This is a genomic window from Arthrobacter sp. ASL1, assembly GCF_056680475.1.
The window spans coordinates 818,565-833,590 of sequence record NZ_CM155284.1 but is presented as its reverse complement, the minus strand read 5'-3'; the positions used below and the strand labels follow the sequence as shown (position 1 = coordinate 833,590).

Sequence of the window (15,026 nt, the reverse complement as noted above, 5' to 3'; positions counted from 1 at the left end):
TTCACATAAGGCCCATCGGCGTTACGATGGAAGCATGGCTAACACTCCTGAACTCTCCGATCGCCCACGTATCCTCGTCGTCGGCGGTGGCTACGTCGGTTTGTACGTCGCGATGAAACTGCAGCACAAGGTCAAGGCCCACGGCGGCATCGTCACCGTGGTCGACCCGCTGCCCTACATGACCTACCAGCCGTTCCTCCCCGAGGTGGCCGCCGGCCAGATCGAACCGCGCCACGCGGTCGTCTCGCACCGCACCCACCTCGACAACACGGAACTGATCACCGGCCGCGTCACGGCCGTGGACCACGCCAACCGCAAGGCAGTGGTCGTCCCGTCCCACGGCGAGCCCTTCGAGCTCGGATACCGCGATGTCGTCATGGCCGCCGGGGCCATCACCAAGACCTTCCCGATCCCCGGCCTGGCCGAAAACGGCATCGGCCTGAAGACCATCGAGGAAGCCGTGACCCTGCGCAACAAGGTCCTCGAGCGCATCGAGAGCGCCTCCATGATGAGCGATCCGGCAGCCCGCCGTCGTGCCCTGGCCTTCGTCGTCGTCGGCGGTGGCTTCGCCGGCATCGAGACGATCACCGAGATCGAGGACATGGCCCGCGCCGCGGTGGCCAAGACCAGCCGCGTCGAGCAGGACGAGGTCCGTTTCGTGATGGTCGAGGCCATGGGCCGGATCATGCCCGAGGTCACCGAAGAGCAGGCCGTCTGGGTCGTGGAGCACATGCGCTCGCGCGGCATCGAGGTCCTGCTCAACACGTCCCTGGCCAAGGTCGAGGACGGCAAGCTGGAACTGACGAACATGCCGGACAAGACCCCCGGAGAGGTGTTCGAGGCCGATACGCTCATCTGGACCGCCGGTGTCCAGGCCAACCCGATGGTCCGCTCCACGGACTTCCCGATCGAGCAGCGCGGACGCGTGCGCACCGGGACCGACCTGCGCATCACCGGTGACGATGGCCCCATCGAGGGCGCCTGGGCCGCGGGCGACGTCGCCGCGGTTCCGGATGTCACCGGCGGCCTGCCCGATGGCACCTGCGTCCCCAACGCCCAGCACGCCGTGCGCCAGGCGAAACTGCTCGCCGCGAACATCTACGCCACCCGCTACGGTGTCGGCCGGGTGCGCGAGTACGAGCACAAGAACCTGGGCGCCGTCGCCGGCTTCGGCACCGGCAAGGGCGTCGCCAAGATCATGGGCCTGCAGCTGAAGGGCTTCCCGGCCTGGGCCGCCCACCGCGGTTACCACGGCATGGCGATGCCGACGTTCGAGCGGAAGTTCCGCGTGGTCGGCGACTGGGTCTCGAACCTGGTCTTCAAGCGCGACACCACGCAGATCGCCGATCTGCAGACCCCGCGCCGCCAGTTCGTCGAGGCAGCCACCCCGAAGCCGAAGGCCGTCGAGAAGCCGGCAGTGGCAACGGATGGCATCGGCGAGATGCAGGAAGCAGCAGGCGCCAAGTAGCACCCACCACGGTGCCGCGCCGACCAGCATCCTGGCCGGCGCGGCTCCGTGTTGCGTCCGGGGCCTTGGTCCTCTTGTAGGATTTATCCCCGGGCCCCCATAGCCCAATTGGCAGAGGCAGGAGACTTAAAATCTCTGTGTTGTGGGTTCGAGTCCCACTGGGGGCACTGTAGGAACCCTGTGTTTCCGGGGAATGAGGCGGGTCGACGGCTTCTGGTTGCTGGCTCGCTTTTCCCGCTTCCCGGTGGATCGCGGTTGGTTCTCTAAGGGCGGCGTTGAAGCCCGACAGCTTGAGGCCAACGTTCTCGTAGCGCGGGAGTTGAACGGCTCTGCTCTGGCGATTCCATTGGTCATTAAGCGTCGTTTGCCGGCATCCCGAGCAGTGCCCGCCCGGCGCTCCTACGGTTTAACAGACTGCCGACCTCGTTCGGGGAGACCACGTTTATCGGGCCGCCGGATGGCGCGAGGCTTAGGTGCTCCCGTCCAAGGCACGAGCCGTCGTCCGGTCGACCACGACGCGACGCCGACAGGGCTGGCGTGTGCCAGTGCATCGGCGGCCACCCGATCCAGATCGGCAGGCTCGCTGCTGGCTCTGTATGAGAAGCTGTTGTCGGGGATCACCGCGGCCCTCCCGGCCTGAACGGTGCCGCCACCGTCCAGACCCGCGTGCGCATCCGCTCCCTGCGAACGCCCGGCGTCCAATCGGGATGCTCACCAGCATCATCGACCACCTGTCCGACGCCGACCAGATACATGCGTCGGCCGTCATCTCCCTGGGGCCGAAACACCACAACCCGGAGCTGAGCCCGGAGGCGAGGAGCATGGTTTGAGCGAAGTCGACGACTTCCGCAACACGGCCCGTTCCGTTGCCAACCGGAGCGCCAAGGCCAAAACGCTCGCCCTGTTCCTGTGGGACCGCCTCATCGGAGACGATGAGGTGGGCGCTTACACCCCCGGCGAGCTGCGGGCCATCGCGCGGGCCGCGGGCGTCAATCCGCCCTCGACCTTGGAAACCTGGAACACCGCCCTCGCGCTGATCTCAGCGAAGGAAGACTGGCTGCTGGACAACCCAGTCCACCCCGCCGGGGAACGCAACCACCTCGAGGACGCGTGGCGCTGGGAACCCGGTTTCAAGGCCTGAACCGGACGCCTTCACACCCCCTGCCCATGGGATGGTTGGGTGGCGCGCCGAAAGTCCAACGTGGCCATCTACCCGGACCTGCTGAAATGGACGAAGCCCGGCTGTGCCACCGGTCGGGCGACCTAGGCAACCATGACGCAGGGTCCGTTCTTGCTGGGCGTCCCAGCCTCGTGGGAGGCGCCTTGGGAATGACCGTCGACGTCAACAACAACCTGCTGGGGGACATCAAGAGCCGCAAGACCATGACCATCCCCCTGCCTGCCGGGCAGCACCGCCTCGTCGTCGAAACCTCCCGGGGCAAGACCGGGACCACCACGGTCCAGCTCAGTCCCCAGGCACCGACCACGGTGTCCCTGGGGGTGAGCCAGCTGACCGGCGGGGTCAAATTCTCCTAAGTGGCTGCAGCCGCCCCGGACCCGTGGCGCTTTTCGAAGTGGAATCCGTGGGCCACCCATGACCGTTGGCCGGCGCCAGCGCGGCCACCTGCGGGCCGGCTTCCATGCCCAGGCGTCGCCTGGCAGGTTACTGATTCGTGGAAGTGCAGGCAAAACAAGTATGGGCAGCCCTAGGAGCCGGGAAAAGCGTCGGCTATATTCCCCCCCATCGGCCGCAGCCGCCCCAGCAGGGATACGGCGGGTCGCCACTCCAGGAGGTTGTCATGACTGCTTTGCCTCTACGCACCATTCCCCGAACCATGGGTGCCGTCGTCGGGACCGCGGCGCTCGTCCTCACTGCGGTCCTCGGCACGGCGCCGGCGGCCCAGGCCCTACCCAACACCAAGACCGTCACCGTCATGGCCAAAACCCAACGGCAGGTCCACCCCAACCTGAACACCAGGGAACTCAAGGGCTGGCACGCCAAGGGCAAGCGCGTCACCTTGACCTGCTACGCCTACGGACAGGCAGTCAAGGGATGGGGCAGCCCCGGATTCCCCGGCGGCTGGGACAACCTCTGGTACAAGACGAGCGACGGCACGTATTCGGCCGACGTGGACCTGGCGACCGGGACGAACGGACGCGCGGTGGCCAAGAAGTGCGGCACAGCCACCACGGCCAAGCCCCAGCCCAAGCCGTCCACGTCGACCATGTCGATGGCCGCGTTCGTCAAGAAGATCGGGAATACCCCGCAGGTCAACGCGCAAAACGGTCAATACGGCCAGTGCGTCAGCCTGGTTTCGCAATACCTGATGCAGGTCTGGAAGGTGAAAACCGACAGGTGGGGCAACGCTGTGGACTACCGGTCCGGGGGCACGGGCGGCAACGAGTTGAAGAAGCGTGGATGGACCTGGCATACGGACCAGAAGTTCCGGGACGGCGACATCCTGGTCTGGAAGAAGAGCAGCTTGGTCTATACCGATTACGGGCACGTCGCCCTCTGGCATTCTGGGAAGATCTACCAGCAGAACTGGGTAGGGAATCCGCATCCGACGCATAACACCTTCTTCACGCCCGGCTATCTGGGCTACTGGCGGCGCTAAGACGACCCGGGTGCCCCGCCGCAGTGGCCGGGGCGCCCGGGGCAGGGGTCGTTGGGGCGGCAATCCAGGATGAACCCCATCAGCGCCGTGGCGTCCTTGCGGGCGTAGACGGTGGTCAGGTGCTGGTTGAACTCGAGCCGGCGGGCGAACGGAATGCTGATCGCGTCGAATCCCCGGGACATGAGGACGCCGTTCATCATGAGCCGGCTGGCGCGCTTGTTCCCGCCGAAGTAGAACTGGCGCAGCGGCCCCAGGCAGAAGTACCCGATCCATTCTGCTTGCCGCTACCCGGGTTCGTTCCAGTCCGTGGCGGTGTTAGTCGTGTCCTCAACACCCATGGGCTTGACTTCGGTCCCGGCAGTGTCGGCGACCTGCTGGAGTTTGTAGCCGTCTTGGAGGTAGGTGCCGACGGCATAGACGTCCCCGGCAACAAAGTTCGGCTTTTGAATTAGATCGTCGAGATTCCGGTCGCCAAGTACGCGCCCTACGGTTTTTCGAGCGCCTTCCACGCCTCCTCCGTATCATGGCCGGGAGAGTTGAAGATCAGTGCGCGGCTTGGGCAGCGCAACTGTCTATTTGCGCCCCGACCCCGCCGGAGGTCCGGGGGAGCTGTAGCTAGGCCTCCCGGGAGGCCTCCGGCACCCGGACATCGTCCGGCTCCGACAGGTCCATCCGGCGCAGCGGCACGATCCGCGACCCGGTGGCCAGCCGGTGGGCCAGCCAGAGTCCCAGGAAGATCGGCACGCCGATGTAGGAGGAGAGCACCTCCATGCCGTGGCCGGCCAGTACCGCCTGGTAGTTCTGCCCGGCGATCACCAGGATCAGCACCGCGAAGGCCAGCAGCGGGCCGATGGGGAAGAAGGCGGCCCGGTAGGGCAGCTCCGCGACGCTGTGCCCCTGGGCCAGGAACCCGCGTCTGAACCGGTAGTGCGAGATGGCGATCCCCGCCCAGACGATGAAGCCGCATAGGCCCGAGACATTGAGCAGCCAGGCGTAGGCGGCGCCCTGCCCGACGATGGCGCTGAGGAATCCGAACAGCCCCACCGCGGAGGTGGCCAGCAGGGCGGGCATCGGCACGCCGCGTCGGTTGGTCCGCCCGAAGATGGCCGGGGCCTTGCGGTCATGGGCCATGGCGTAGAGCATGCGCGTCGAGGCGTAAAGGCCCGAGTTCCCGGCGGAGAGGATCGCGGTGAGGATGACCGCGTTCATCAGGGCCGCGGCAAAGGCGATGCCCGCGTTCTCGAAGACCAGCGTGAATGGCGAGGCGGCGACGTCGGCCTCACCAGAGGCCAACAGGCTGGGATCGGTGAACGGCACCAGGCAGCCGATGATGAAGATCGCGCCGATGTAGAAGAGCATGATGCGCCAGAAGACCGAGCGGATGGCGCGCGGCACCTCGCGGCGCGGGTCCTTTGCCTCGCCGGCCGCCACACCCACCAGCTCGGTGCCCTGGAACGAGAACCCGGCGATCATGAACACCGAGATGATCGAGACGAAACCACCGTGGAAGACGTCGGTGGAATCCTGCCAATTGCTGAAACCGGGGGAGCTGCCTCCCATGACGCCGAAGATCATCAGGGACCCGGCGATGAGGAAGACGACGACGGCCACCACCTTGATCAGCGCCAACCAGAACTCGCCTTCACCGAAGGCCTTGGCCGACAGGGCGTTCAAGCCGGTCAGGAGGACCAGGAATGTGCCGGCCCAGACCCACCCGGGGACGCCGGGCAACCAGAAGTCCATGATGATCCCGGCGGCGACCAGCTCGGCGGCGACGGTGATGGCCCAGTTGAACCAGTAGTTCCAGCCGATGGCGAACCCGAACGAGGGGGAGACGAACCGGGTGGCGTAGGTCTGGAACGACCCGGCCACCGGGATCTTGGCGGACATCTCGCCGAGGGATTGCATGAGCAGGAACACCATCAGCCCCACTGCCGCGTAGGCGACCAGGGCGCCGCCGGGCCCCGCCTGGGCAATGGTTCCGCCGGAGGCGACGAACAACCCGGTGCCAATGGAGCCGCCGATCGCGATCATCTGGAGGTGGCGGCTGCTCAGGCCCCGTTTGAGCTCATTGCCTGCGGCACCCGCTTCGGTGCGGTCCACGACACGCTGGTTCTGGTCCATGGGAGCCTTTCGGCTGGTGGGTGGTCCGGATCAATGCCGTCCTGCGGTCGGTGATCCCGGTCTGGCCGGTCCCGCACACGGCTTCGATCCGCCGCGTGCCGGGGCGCGTTGCCGCGAAGGGCACCGTCAATTATGACGCCCCACAACCCGGGACGGGCAATCGGCGCCGAGTCGCCGGTCGGGGACTTCCTGCCGGTGCCCGCGGCCGACCTCCGAAGGGGCCGACACGACCCGCGCTGATAGGCTGATCGGGTGACTTACGAGATTGAGATCGGCCGCGCAAAGCGCGGCGTGCGGGCCTATTCGCTGGACGACGTCGCCGTCGTCCCCCACCGCCGCACGCGGGACCCGCAAGACGTATCCGTCAACTGGCAGATCGACGCCTACCAGTTCTCCAGCCCCATCATCGGTGCGCCGATGGACTCCGTCATGAGCCCCGCGATGGCCATTGCGCTGGGCAAGCTCGGCGGTCTGGGCGTGCTGAACCTCGAAGGCCTCTGGACCCGTTACGAGGACCCCGAACCGGTGCTCGAGGAGATCAGGTCGCTGGAATCGGACCGGTCGGTCGACAGTGCGTTCGGCGAGCACGTCAGCCCCGTGGTGACCGCCCGGCTCCAGGAGCTCTACCAGGCACCGATCCAGCCCGAACTCATCACGTCCCGCCTGGCCGAGATCCGTGAGGCCGGCGTCACCGTGGCCGGCTCCCTGACGCCCCAGCGCACGCAGGAGTACTACAAGACCGTGGTGGCCGCCGGGGTGGACATCTTCGTTATCCGCGGCACCACCGTCTCCGCCGAGCACGTCTCGCAGAACCAGGAACCGCTGAACCTCAAGCAGTTCATCTACGAGCTCGACGTGCCGGTGATCGTCGGCGGTGCAGCCGGCTACACCCCGGCGCTGCACCTGATGCGCACCGGCGCTGCCGGCGTCCTGGTCGGCTTCGGCGGCGGCGCGACGGCCACCACGCGCCGCGCCCTGGGCATCCACGCGCCGATGGCCACCGCCATCTCCGACGTTGCCGCGGCCCGCCGCGACTACCTCGACGAGTCCGGCGGCCGCTACGTCCACGTAATCGCCGACGGCGGGCTGGGCACCAGCGGCGACATCGTCAAGGCCATCGCCATGGGAGCCGACGCGGTGATGCTCGGCAGCGCCCTCGCCCGCGCCGAGGAGGCCCCCGGCCGCGGCTGGCATTGGGGTGTCGAGGCCCATCATGGCAACAGCCCGCGCGGGGACCGGGTGCGTGTCGGTACCGTGGGTCCCCTCGAGGAGGTCCTGTATGGCCCCTCCCGGCACACCAACGGCACCTCGAACATCGTCGGCGCGCTGCGCCGGGCGATGGCGACGACAGGTTATTCGGAGCTGAAGGAGTTCCAGCGCGTTGACGTTGTCGTCTCGCCGTATGAGGCTGGATAGCATGACACAGCGCACCCAGCAGGACCGTCCGGAAGCCATGACGACCCGCGGGGTGCTCAACCCGGCGTTCCGGAAATCCTCGCTGGAGGACCTGCGTCGGTCGGGAACCGACGCCGATGCCGAATTGGACCTGCTCATCATCGGCGGGGGAGTCGTCGGGGCCGGTGCCGCGCTCGATGCCGCAACCCGTGGCCTCAAGGTCGGGATCGTCGAGGCGCGGGACTGGGCGGCGGGGACCTCCTCGCGCTCGTCGAAACTGATCCACGGCGGCCTGCGGTACCTGGAGATGCTGGACTTCGCCCTGGTGCGCGAGGCCCTGCAGGAACGCGGCCTGCTCATCGACCGGATTGCCCCGCACCTGGTCCGTCCGGTGCCCTTCCTGTATCCGCTGACCAAGCGGTTCGTCGAACGCCCCTACGTGGGCGCGGGCATCGCCCTCTACGACGGCATGTCCATGGCCTCCGGGCACAGCCGCGGAGTGCCGTTCCACCGGCACCTGAGCCGCAAGGGGACGCTGCGCAGCGCACCCAGCCTCAAGGACGACGCCTTCGTCGGGTCGATCCGCTACTACGACGCCCAGGTCGATGACGCCCGCCTGGTCCTGGACCTGGTGCGCACCGCGGCGAACTACGGGGCACTGGCCGCAAACCGCGTCAAGGTCGTGGACTTCGTCCGCGAGGGCGAACGGGTCGTCGGCGCCCGGCTCGAGGACCAGGAGAGCGGGGACACCTTCGAGGTCAAGGCCAAGCAGATCGTCAACGCCACCGGCGTCTGGACCGACGAAACCCAGGACCTGGTGACCGACCGCGGACAACTGCGCGTGAAGGCCTCCAAGGGCGTACACCTCGTCGTGCCGCGCGACCGCTTCCAGTCCACCGTCGGGCTGATCCTGCGCACCGAGAAATCGGTCCTCTTCGTCATCCCCTGGGGGCGGCACTGGATCATCGGCACCACCGACACGGAATGGAAGCTCGACAAGGCGCACCCGGCGGCCTCCAGCGGGGACATCGACTACATCCTCGATCACGTCAACCAGGTCCTGAAGCGCCCGCTGACCCGGGAGGACGTCGAGGGCGTCTACGCCGGGCTGCGCCCCCTGCTGGCCGGCGAAAGCGATTCGACGGCGAAGCTCTCCCGCGAACACGTCGTCGCCCACCCGGTGCCCGGACTGGTCGTCGTCGCCGGCGGCAAGTACACCACCTACCGTGTCATGGCCAAGGACGCCGTCGACGAGGCGGTCCGCTCCATGGACGAGAACTCCCCGGCCTCCTGCACCGAGACCATTCCGCTGCTCGGCGCCGAGGGGTACCGGGCCGCCTGGAACAGCCGGCACCGCATGGCCAAGGCGTCAGGGATCCACGTCTCCCGCGTCGAACACCTCCTGGGAAGATACGGATCCCTGGCCCGCGACGTGCTGGCCCTGCTCACCGCCGACAAGGAGCTGGCACACCCGCTGCCCGGGGCCGACGACTACCTGGCCGCGGAGGTCGTCTACGCCACCACCCACGAAGGCGCCCGCCACGTGGAGGACGTGCTGACCCGCAGGACACGGATTTCCATCGAGTCCTGGGACCGCGGTGTCGCCGCCGCCCCGGTCGTCGCCGGGCTCATGGCCCCGCTGCTGGGGTGGAGCGAGGCGCAGGCCGAACGCGAAGTCGCGTTCTACCAGGCCCGGGTCGCTGCGGAACGGGCCAGCCAGGAGCAGCCCGACGACAAATCGGCGGATGAGACCCGACTGAATGTGGAAGACATTGTCCCCGTCCGCGACTGACCACGAAACCGAACTCACCACCTCGGACCTGGTGGTCCTCGAGATGAAGGCCGCCGACCGGCGGGAAGCCGTGCGGCTCCTGGCCGGGCGCCTGTACGACGCCGGGAGGATCGATGACCTCGAGGGTTTCGTCGGCGAGGTCGACGCCCGCGAGCACCAGCTCGCCACCGGCCTGCCCGGCGGCATCGGCATGCCCCACGCACGCACGGTCCACGCCGATGCGGTCTCCATCGCCGTGGGGATCACCGCGTTCGGGCACTCGCTGGACTTCGGCTCCGCCGACGGGCCGGCGACGGTGGTCCTGTTGCTGGCGACGCCGGCGGGAAGCTATTCACTGCACCTGCAGGTCTTGGCGACCCTCGCCCGGAGCCTGTCGAAACAGGCCTTCCGCGAGTCGCTGCGCCGCGCCTACGACGCTGAGGTCATCGCCGACCTGGTCAATTCCACGGTCGACTTCACCGACGTCTAGTGTGGTGGGCACGCCGCGCCCTCAGCCCGACGCCGGCGGCCCGAATCCCGGATCGGTGATCAGCAGCCCGGAGATCCGGCCAGAGCTGTCCACGCCGAGCCGTCCGTCCATGACGCCACCAGCGAAGACCAGCGAACAATGCACCACCCGCAGCGACCCGTTGTGCCGGACCGTCGCGGCCATCAGCTGCTCGTAGGCGCCGAGTGAGTCGACGCACGCCGCCCAGACACCGGCCAGGTCCGACTCGGTGACCTGGGCCGCCATCCGCACGGTGAAATCCGCGGCGACCTCGGGGAACCGTCCGGCGGCCAGGGCCCCGAAGACCTCCTGCGCGCGGCCCACCAGCGCGCCCCCGCCCCGGGCCGATGCGGTCCGCACGCCGGCCCCTGCCGAGAAGCGCTGGAACGCGGCCTGCCGGGAGATGCCCAGCTGGTAGCCGATCTCCTGCCAGCTCAGCCCGTCCGCGTGGGCGCGGCCTGCGGTCCCCGCCAGCAGCCCGTCGGCGAGGTCCTTCAATTCCTCGGCCCAGCGCAAGGCGGCCACCGGCGGGGAGCCGGGGGCCTCCAGCCGGCGGGCGAGCTCGGCGGCCCGGGCCGCCTGCATACCAAGGTCGGCCACGTCGTCATCTGAGGGATGCATACGCCACCACTACCAGAAGCGCGCTGTCGACCACGAGCGACACGACGGTCCGGACCCGCCGGTTCGTCGGCCCGGCCTCGACGAGCACCGTCCAGCGCACGCACAGGGCGGTCGCCCCGAGGCCGACGGCCAGGGCCGACGGGAACCAGGTCCACAGCGGCACGGTGCCGATCTCCAGGACCACCGCCCCGATGCAGACCAGCGCGGTCATCGACGCCAGCTGGGCCACGCGGTTCAACGCCGGGGCGGCCGACGTCGAGCGCAGCATCCGCAGGCACCAGGGCGCGGTCATGGCCAGGAGCACCACCGGGAGCAGGAAGCCGATCGCCGTCGTCATCGCTGCCCCTCCGTGAGCAGAACCCGTCCGGCGTCGTCCACGGGGCGGGCCGTGTTGGACAGGACGACGACGGCCTGGTGGTCCTCCCGCTGCAGGCCCAGGTAGGCAGCGAAGCCACCGGTCATCCCGTTGTGCCAGATGACCGGATCCGTCCCCGGTTCGATCATCCAGGCCAGCCCCACGCGTCCGCCACTGCCATCCTCGGCGACCGGGTGCAGGCTGGCCATTCCCGGGGCCGTTCCGTCGAGCACCGCCCGGGCCAGCAGCGCCAGGTCCTCGGTGGTGGATCGGATTCCTCCGGCCGGGGCGAAACCGTCCATGGGCCACGCGGCGGCCACGTGGCCGGATGCGCGGTGGCCGGTCGCCTGCGCGGTCGGCAGGCGCGGCCGGGTGCCCAGCTGCGCCGAGGCGGAACCGCCCGGCAACGGCACGACCCACGTCCGGTCCATCCCCAGCGGACGGGTGATCCGGGAGGCCACCAACTCGGGGTAGCTGCTCCCCGCAACGCGGGCCAGTGCCTGCCCGAGCAACGCCGCGCCGAAGTTCGAGTAGGCGAATCCGTGGTCCGGGTCCGGTTGGGCGCGGCGCCCGAGGTCGATCGTGGTGGCCGTGGACTGGGTGTAGGGATTCGTGTTGACCAGTTGGCTGAGGAGGCTGCCGGCCAGGAAACGCGGGTCGGCCGGCAGCCGGGGCAGGCCCGAGGTGTGCGTGGCCAGTTGTTCGAGCGTGATGGCTCCCGATCCGTCCGGCGGGTATCCGAAGATCTCGCCGAGGGTGGTCCCGGCTTCCACTTCACCGCGCTCGATGGCATCGGCGAGCAGCAGCCCACCGAAGACCTTGCTGATCGAGCCGACTTCGAAGGCGGTGCGCTCGTCGGCCCCGTGTCCTGCGAAGCGCACCCCGTGGGCGTCGACGACGGCCGCGGCGAAGTCCCCGGGAGGGGCCTCGGGGCCGGTGGCGATCCTGGCGGCCAGTTCCCGGTCGCCGGTGGGGGCCGTCGCCGGTTGGGCACGCGGGGCGGCCACGACCAGCAGGGCGATGGCGACCGCCGCGATGACCCAGGGGACCCGGTGCCGGGCCCTCCGCGCCGGCCGGGCCGGTGATCCAATCCTCATGTCGTCAACGTTTCCTTGACGACGTCGCGATGTCAAGGTTTCATTGACAATTTGTGGCCGTCCACGCCCGCCGCGTGCACCACCAACCGCCCCGGTCCCCGAGGCGCGCATTCGCTCTTCTACAGCGCATCGAAGTAGGCTGGTACCTGTGTTAAAGACTGCCGTTAAGCCCAAATGGATCCTCGCCCTCGTCGGCGCACTCCTGGCGGCGAGCGGCTTCGTCCTGTTGAGCCAATGGCAGTTTTCCCGGTCCCAGGACGCCCCGCCGCCGCCGGTGTCCACCACTGAGTCCGCGGTCCCGCTGACCAGCCACTTCAAACCGGCCACCGTGATGTTCGAGACAGAGGCCGACCAGGTCGTCAAGGCCAGTGGCCACTTCCTGGAGGGGAAGCAGATCCTCGTCAGGAACCGGCTCCAGGACGGGGAAAAGGGGTATTGGGTGGTCGCCTCCTTCGCGGTCGACGGCGCCCCGAAACACAACACGATTCCCGTCGTGCGCGGATGGCAGCCCGGGCCCACGACGCCGCCGGCCGCGCCGGCCGGCCAGCTCGACCTCACCGGAAGGCTCCTGCCCACGGAGGCCCCCATCGACGGCAAACCCGACGGGGATCCGGGCCTGCGCTCCCTGTCGGTCGCCCAGCTCATCAATGTCTGGGACGTGCCTTCGTACAGCGGTTTCATCGTCGCCTTCGATGTCGCCACCCCGGCGGGTGCCGACGCCGGCGCGGCGTCTGCGGGCCTCGAGCCGGTCAACGTCGGACCACAACCCCAGGAACAGCCGCTGAACTGGCTGAACATCTTCTACGGCATCGAATGGGTTGTCTTCGCCGGCTTCGCCGTCTTCCTGTGGTGGCGCCTGGTGGCCGATGACTACCGGCGCGAACAGGAAGACCTCGAGGACGACCTCGCAGCGGCCCACGCAACATCCACCCCCACCAACACCGAGGACCAGCAGTGACCCACCCGACGACCCCCGCCCCCCGCAAACGCCGATTCGCCGGCACTCCGGCGCAGATCCGCAGCGCCGCCGCGTTCTACAAGGTGCTCGCCTACGCCACCGGCGTGATGCTGCTGTTGTTGTGCATCGAGATGATCGCCAAGTACGCCTTCAACTTCGAGGCGTACGTCGGCTCGCTGAACCTTTCCACCACCGTGCTGATCGTGCACGGCTGGATGTATGTGATTTACCTCGCTGCCGACTTCAACCTCTGGTCCAAGATGCGCTGGCCCTTCAGCCGCTTCATCACCATCGCCCTCGGCGGCGTGGTGCCGTTGCTCTCGTTCATCATGGAGAAGAAGGTCCATGGGGAGGTCGAGCGCGAACTGCGCGAGCATCCCGAGGCAGCCAAGCGGTACTGAACGGATGCCGTCCCACCGGCCAAGGTGCGTCCGGGGCCCGCTGGCGACTAAGGTGGAGCGCGTGACCAACCCAGCACCCACCCCAGAGCACCAGCCGGTTCTGGTCGTCGACTACGGAGCCCAGTACGCGCAGCTGATTGCACGCCGCGTCCGCGAGGCCAACGTGTACTCGGAGATCGTCCCGCACACCTTCACCACCGAACAGATCCTGGCCAAGAACCCCTCGGCCATCATCCTCTCCGGCGGTCCATCGAGCGTCTACGCCGACGGGGCCCCGCACGTCGGGGCCGACCTCTTCGAGGCAGGCGTCCCGGTATTGGGCATCTGCTACGGCTTCCAGGCGATGGCCAATGCCCTCGGCGGCAAGGTCGCCGAGACCGGTCTGCGTGAATACGGATCCACCGATGCCACCGCCACCGGAGCCGCCCGCTCCCTGCTGGAGGGGCTGCCCGTGGACCAGAAGGTCTGGATGAGCCATGGCGACTCCGTGCAGGAGGCACCCGCGGGCTTCGAGGTCCTTGCGTCCACCGCCGGCGCACCCGTTGCCGCCTTCGCCAACGCCGACAAGCGCCTCTTCGGGGTCCAGTGGCACCCCGAGGTCAAGCACTCGGCCTACGGGCAGCGCGTGCTGGAGAACTTCCTGTTCAACGGTGCCGGTCTCGAGCCGTCCTGGACGACCGGGAACATCGTCGAGGAGCAGGTCGAGAAGATCCGCGCCCAGGTCGGAACCGGCCGCGCCATCTGCGGGCTCTCCGGCGGCGTGGACTCCGCCGTCGCCGCCGCGCTGGTCCAGGAGGCCATCGGGGACCAGCTCACCTGCGTCTTCGTGAACCACGGATTGCTGCGCGAGGGCGAGGCCGAGCAGGTCGAGCGTGACTTCGTGGCCGCCACCGGGGCCAAGCTGTACATCGCCGATGAACGCGAACGCTTCCTGACAGCGCTGAAGGACGTCACCGACCCGGAGACCAAGCGCAAGATCATCGGGCGCGAATTCATCCGCGCCTTCGAGGCGTCCGAGTCCGCCATCATGGCCGAGGCCGCCGACACCGGCGAACCCGTCCGATTCCTCGTCCAGGGCACCCTGTATCCCGACGTCGTGGAGTCCGGCGGCGGCGAAGGGGCGGCCAACATCAAGAGCCACCACAACGTGGGCGGCTTGCCCGAGGACCTGCAGTTCGAGCTCGTTGAACCGCTGCGTGCCCTCTTCAAGGACGAGGTCCGCGCCGTCGGGGCCCAACTGGGCCTGCCCGCCGAGATCGTCCAGCGCCAGCCGTTCCCCGGCCCCGGCCTGGGGATCCGCATCATCGGCTCTGTCGACGAGGAGCGCCTCGCGCTGCTGCGCAAGGCCGACGCGATCGCCCGCGCCGAACTGACCAACGCCGGACTCGACCAGGAGGTCTGGCAGATGCCCGTCGTGCTCCTCGCCGACGTCCGGTCGGTGGGCGTCCAGGGCGACGGCCGCACCTACGGACACCCGATCGTGCTGCGCCCCGTCTCCTCCGAGGACGCCATGACCGCCGACTGGTCACGCCTGCCCTACGACCTGCTGGCGCGCATCTCCAACCGCATCACCAACGAGGTCGACGGGGTCAACCGGGTGGTCCTGGACGTGACCAGCAAGCCGCCGGGAACCATCGAATGGGAGTAGGCGCGCTTCCCCCGACGGGGCGCCGCTGACACGGAGGGAGGGCGCCGCCCCTCCCTCGGTGT

The 15,026-nt window shown here is 68.5% G+C and carries 17 protein-coding genes and 1 tRNA gene; 12 read left to right on the top strand and 6 right to left on the bottom strand.

Annotation, left to right across the window (positions count from 1 at the left end; all coding sequences use genetic code 11):
- Positions 1-34 precede the first annotated feature (34 nt).
- The 6 genes from AC1MEQ_RS03895 to AC1MEQ_RS03870 all read left to right on the top strand — a co-directional run bounded on the left by AC1MEQ_RS03895 (position 35) and on the right by AC1MEQ_RS03870 (position 4,086).
- A complete protein-coding gene (locus tag AC1MEQ_RS03895; protein WP_479794127.1) occupies positions 35-1,468 on the top strand; it encodes an NAD(P)/FAD-dependent oxidoreductase in 1,434 nt (477 codons plus the stop codon).
- A 93-nt stretch (positions 1,469-1,561) separates the two neighbouring features.
- A tRNA-Leu gene (locus AC1MEQ_RS03890) sits at positions 1,562-1,635 on the top strand.
- Positions 1,636-2,175: 540 nt separating this feature from the next.
- Entirely contained in the window at positions 2,176-2,298 is a 123-nt protein-coding gene (locus AC1MEQ_RS03885; RefSeq protein ID WP_479794124.1) for a hypothetical protein, read from the top strand.
- The gene (locus tag AC1MEQ_RS03880) at positions 2,295-2,609 is read left to right on the top strand and encodes a hypothetical protein (protein ID WP_479794122.1); all 315 of its coding nucleotides are present in this window, start codon (positions 2,295-2,297) and stop codon (positions 2,607-2,609) included. The genes AC1MEQ_RS03885 and AC1MEQ_RS03880 overlap by 4 nt, the downstream gene beginning before the upstream one ends.
- A 188-nt stretch (positions 2,610-2,797) precedes the next feature.
- Complete coding sequence (locus tag AC1MEQ_RS03875; RefSeq protein WP_479794120.1) at positions 2,798-3,004, top strand: hypothetical protein; 207 nt, start codon at positions 2,798-2,800, stop codon at positions 3,002-3,004.
- A gap of 263 nt (positions 3,005-3,267) precedes the next feature.
- Entirely contained in the window at positions 3,268-4,086 is an 819-nt protein-coding gene (locus AC1MEQ_RS03870; RefSeq protein WP_479794118.1) for a CHAP domain-containing protein, read from the top strand.
- Here AC1MEQ_RS03870 and AC1MEQ_RS03865 read toward each other — a convergent pair.
- From AC1MEQ_RS03865 to AC1MEQ_RS03855, 3 genes are all read right to left on the bottom strand, one after another.
- Complete coding sequence (locus AC1MEQ_RS03865) at positions 4,083-4,286, bottom strand: hypothetical protein (RefSeq protein ID WP_479794116.1); 204 nt, start codon at positions 4,284-4,286, stop codon at positions 4,083-4,085. The genes AC1MEQ_RS03870 and AC1MEQ_RS03865 overlap by 4 nt on opposite strands.
- Positions 4,287-4,370: 84 nt before the next feature.
- A complete protein-coding gene (locus AC1MEQ_RS03860; protein ID WP_479794113.1) occupies positions 4,371-4,595 on the bottom strand; it encodes a hypothetical protein in 225 nt (74 codons plus the stop codon).
- Between the two features lie 106 nt (positions 4,596-4,701).
- Positions 4,702-6,210 (bottom strand): amino acid permease, encoded by a 1,509-nt coding sequence (locus tag AC1MEQ_RS03855; protein ID WP_479794111.1) that lies wholly within the window; start codon positions 6,208-6,210, stop codon positions 4,702-4,704.
- A 252-nt stretch (positions 6,211-6,462) separates the two neighbouring features.
- Between AC1MEQ_RS03855 and AC1MEQ_RS03850 the strand changes: the two genes are divergently transcribed.
- From AC1MEQ_RS03850 to AC1MEQ_RS03840, 3 genes are read left to right on the top strand one after another with little or no spacing between them, the layout of a single operon-like run.
- Positions 6,463-7,626, top strand: a complete 1,164-nt coding sequence (locus AC1MEQ_RS03850) for a GuaB3 family IMP dehydrogenase-related protein (protein WP_479794109.1) — start codon at positions 6,463-6,465, stop codon at positions 7,624-7,626.
- Between the two features lies 1 nt (position 7,627).
- Positions 7,628-9,397, top strand: a complete 1,770-nt coding sequence (locus AC1MEQ_RS03845) for a glycerol-3-phosphate dehydrogenase/oxidase (protein WP_479794107.1) — start codon at positions 7,628-7,630, stop codon at positions 9,395-9,397.
- Positions 9,366-9,866: a PTS sugar transporter subunit IIA gene (locus AC1MEQ_RS03840; RefSeq protein ID WP_479794105.1), complete on the top strand. Its 501-nt coding sequence runs from the start codon at positions 9,366-9,368 to the stop codon at positions 9,864-9,866. The genes AC1MEQ_RS03845 and AC1MEQ_RS03840 overlap by 32 nt, the downstream gene beginning before the upstream one ends.
- A gap of 21 nt (positions 9,867-9,887) precedes the next feature.
- Here AC1MEQ_RS03840 and AC1MEQ_RS03835 read toward each other — a convergent pair whose 3' ends face one another.
- From AC1MEQ_RS03835 to AC1MEQ_RS03825, 3 genes are read right to left on the bottom strand one after another with little or no spacing between them, the layout of a single operon-like run.
- Positions 9,888-10,484 (bottom strand): DUF3887 domain-containing protein, encoded by a 597-nt coding sequence (locus AC1MEQ_RS03835; protein WP_479794102.1) that lies wholly within the window; start codon positions 10,482-10,484, stop codon positions 9,888-9,890.
- Between the two features lie 4 nt (positions 10,485-10,488).
- Positions 10,489-10,842 (bottom strand): hypothetical protein, encoded by a 354-nt coding sequence (locus AC1MEQ_RS03830; RefSeq protein WP_479794100.1) that lies wholly within the window; start codon positions 10,840-10,842, stop codon positions 10,489-10,491.
- Complete coding sequence (locus AC1MEQ_RS03825) at positions 10,839-11,957, bottom strand: serine hydrolase domain-containing protein (RefSeq protein WP_479794098.1); 1,119 nt, start codon at positions 11,955-11,957, stop codon at positions 10,839-10,841. The genes AC1MEQ_RS03830 and AC1MEQ_RS03825 overlap by 4 nt, the downstream gene beginning before the upstream one ends.
- Positions 11,958-12,105: 148 nt before the next feature.
- On the opposite strand from AC1MEQ_RS03825, the gene AC1MEQ_RS03820 reads away from it, so the two are divergent.
- From AC1MEQ_RS03820 to guaA, 3 genes are all read left to right on the top strand, one after another.
- Complete coding sequence (locus tag AC1MEQ_RS03820; protein WP_479794096.1) at positions 12,106-12,915, top strand: SURF1 family protein; 810 nt, start codon at positions 12,106-12,108, stop codon at positions 12,913-12,915.
- Positions 12,912-13,316 carry a DUF3817 domain-containing protein gene (locus AC1MEQ_RS03815; RefSeq protein ID WP_479794094.1) on the top strand — a complete coding sequence of 135 codons (405 nt, stop codon included), beginning with the start codon at positions 12,912-12,914 and terminating at the stop codon, positions 13,314-13,316. The genes AC1MEQ_RS03820 and AC1MEQ_RS03815 overlap by 4 nt, the downstream gene beginning before the upstream one ends.
- A 61-nt stretch (positions 13,317-13,377) precedes the next feature.
- Positions 13,378-14,964: a glutamine-hydrolyzing GMP synthase gene (guaA, locus tag AC1MEQ_RS03810; protein WP_479794092.1), complete on the top strand. Its 1,587-nt coding sequence runs from the start codon at positions 13,378-13,380 to the stop codon at positions 14,962-14,964.
- The last annotated feature ends 62 nt before the right edge of the window (positions 14,965-15,026 follow it).

Coding starts and splice junctions, on each gene's coding strand:
- AC1MEQ_RS03895 (WP_479794127.1), top strand. CDS start 35: ATGGCTAACACTCCTGAACTCTCCGATCGCCCACGTATCCTCGTCGTC.
- AC1MEQ_RS03825 (WP_479794098.1), bottom strand. CDS start 11,957: ATGAGGATTGGATCACCGGCCCGGCCGGCGCGGAGGGCCCGGCACCGG.
- AC1MEQ_RS03870 (WP_479794118.1), top strand. CDS start 3,268: ATGACTGCTTTGCCTCTACGCACCATTCCCCGAACCATGGGTGCCGTC.
- AC1MEQ_RS03845 (WP_479794107.1), top strand. CDS start 7,628: ATGACACAGCGCACCCAGCAGGACCGTCCGGAAGCCATGACGACCCGC.
- AC1MEQ_RS03865 (WP_479794116.1), bottom strand. CDS start 4,286: ATGATGAACGGCGTCCTCATGTCCCGGGGATTCGACGCGATCAGCATT.
- AC1MEQ_RS03875 (WP_479794120.1), top strand. CDS start 2,798: ATGACCGTCGACGTCAACAACAACCTGCTGGGGGACATCAAGAGCCGC.
- AC1MEQ_RS03840 (WP_479794105.1), top strand. CDS start 9,366: ATGTGGAAGACATTGTCCCCGTCCGCGACTGACCACGAAACCGAACTC.
- AC1MEQ_RS03885 (WP_479794124.1), top strand. CDS start 2,176: ATGCTCACCAGCATCATCGACCACCTGTCCGACGCCGACCAGATACAT.
- AC1MEQ_RS03855 (WP_479794111.1), bottom strand. CDS start 6,210: ATGGACCAGAACCAGCGTGTCGTGGACCGCACCGAAGCGGGTGCCGCA.
- AC1MEQ_RS03830 (WP_479794100.1), bottom strand. CDS start 10,842: ATGACGACGGCGATCGGCTTCCTGCTCCCGGTGGTGCTCCTGGCCATG.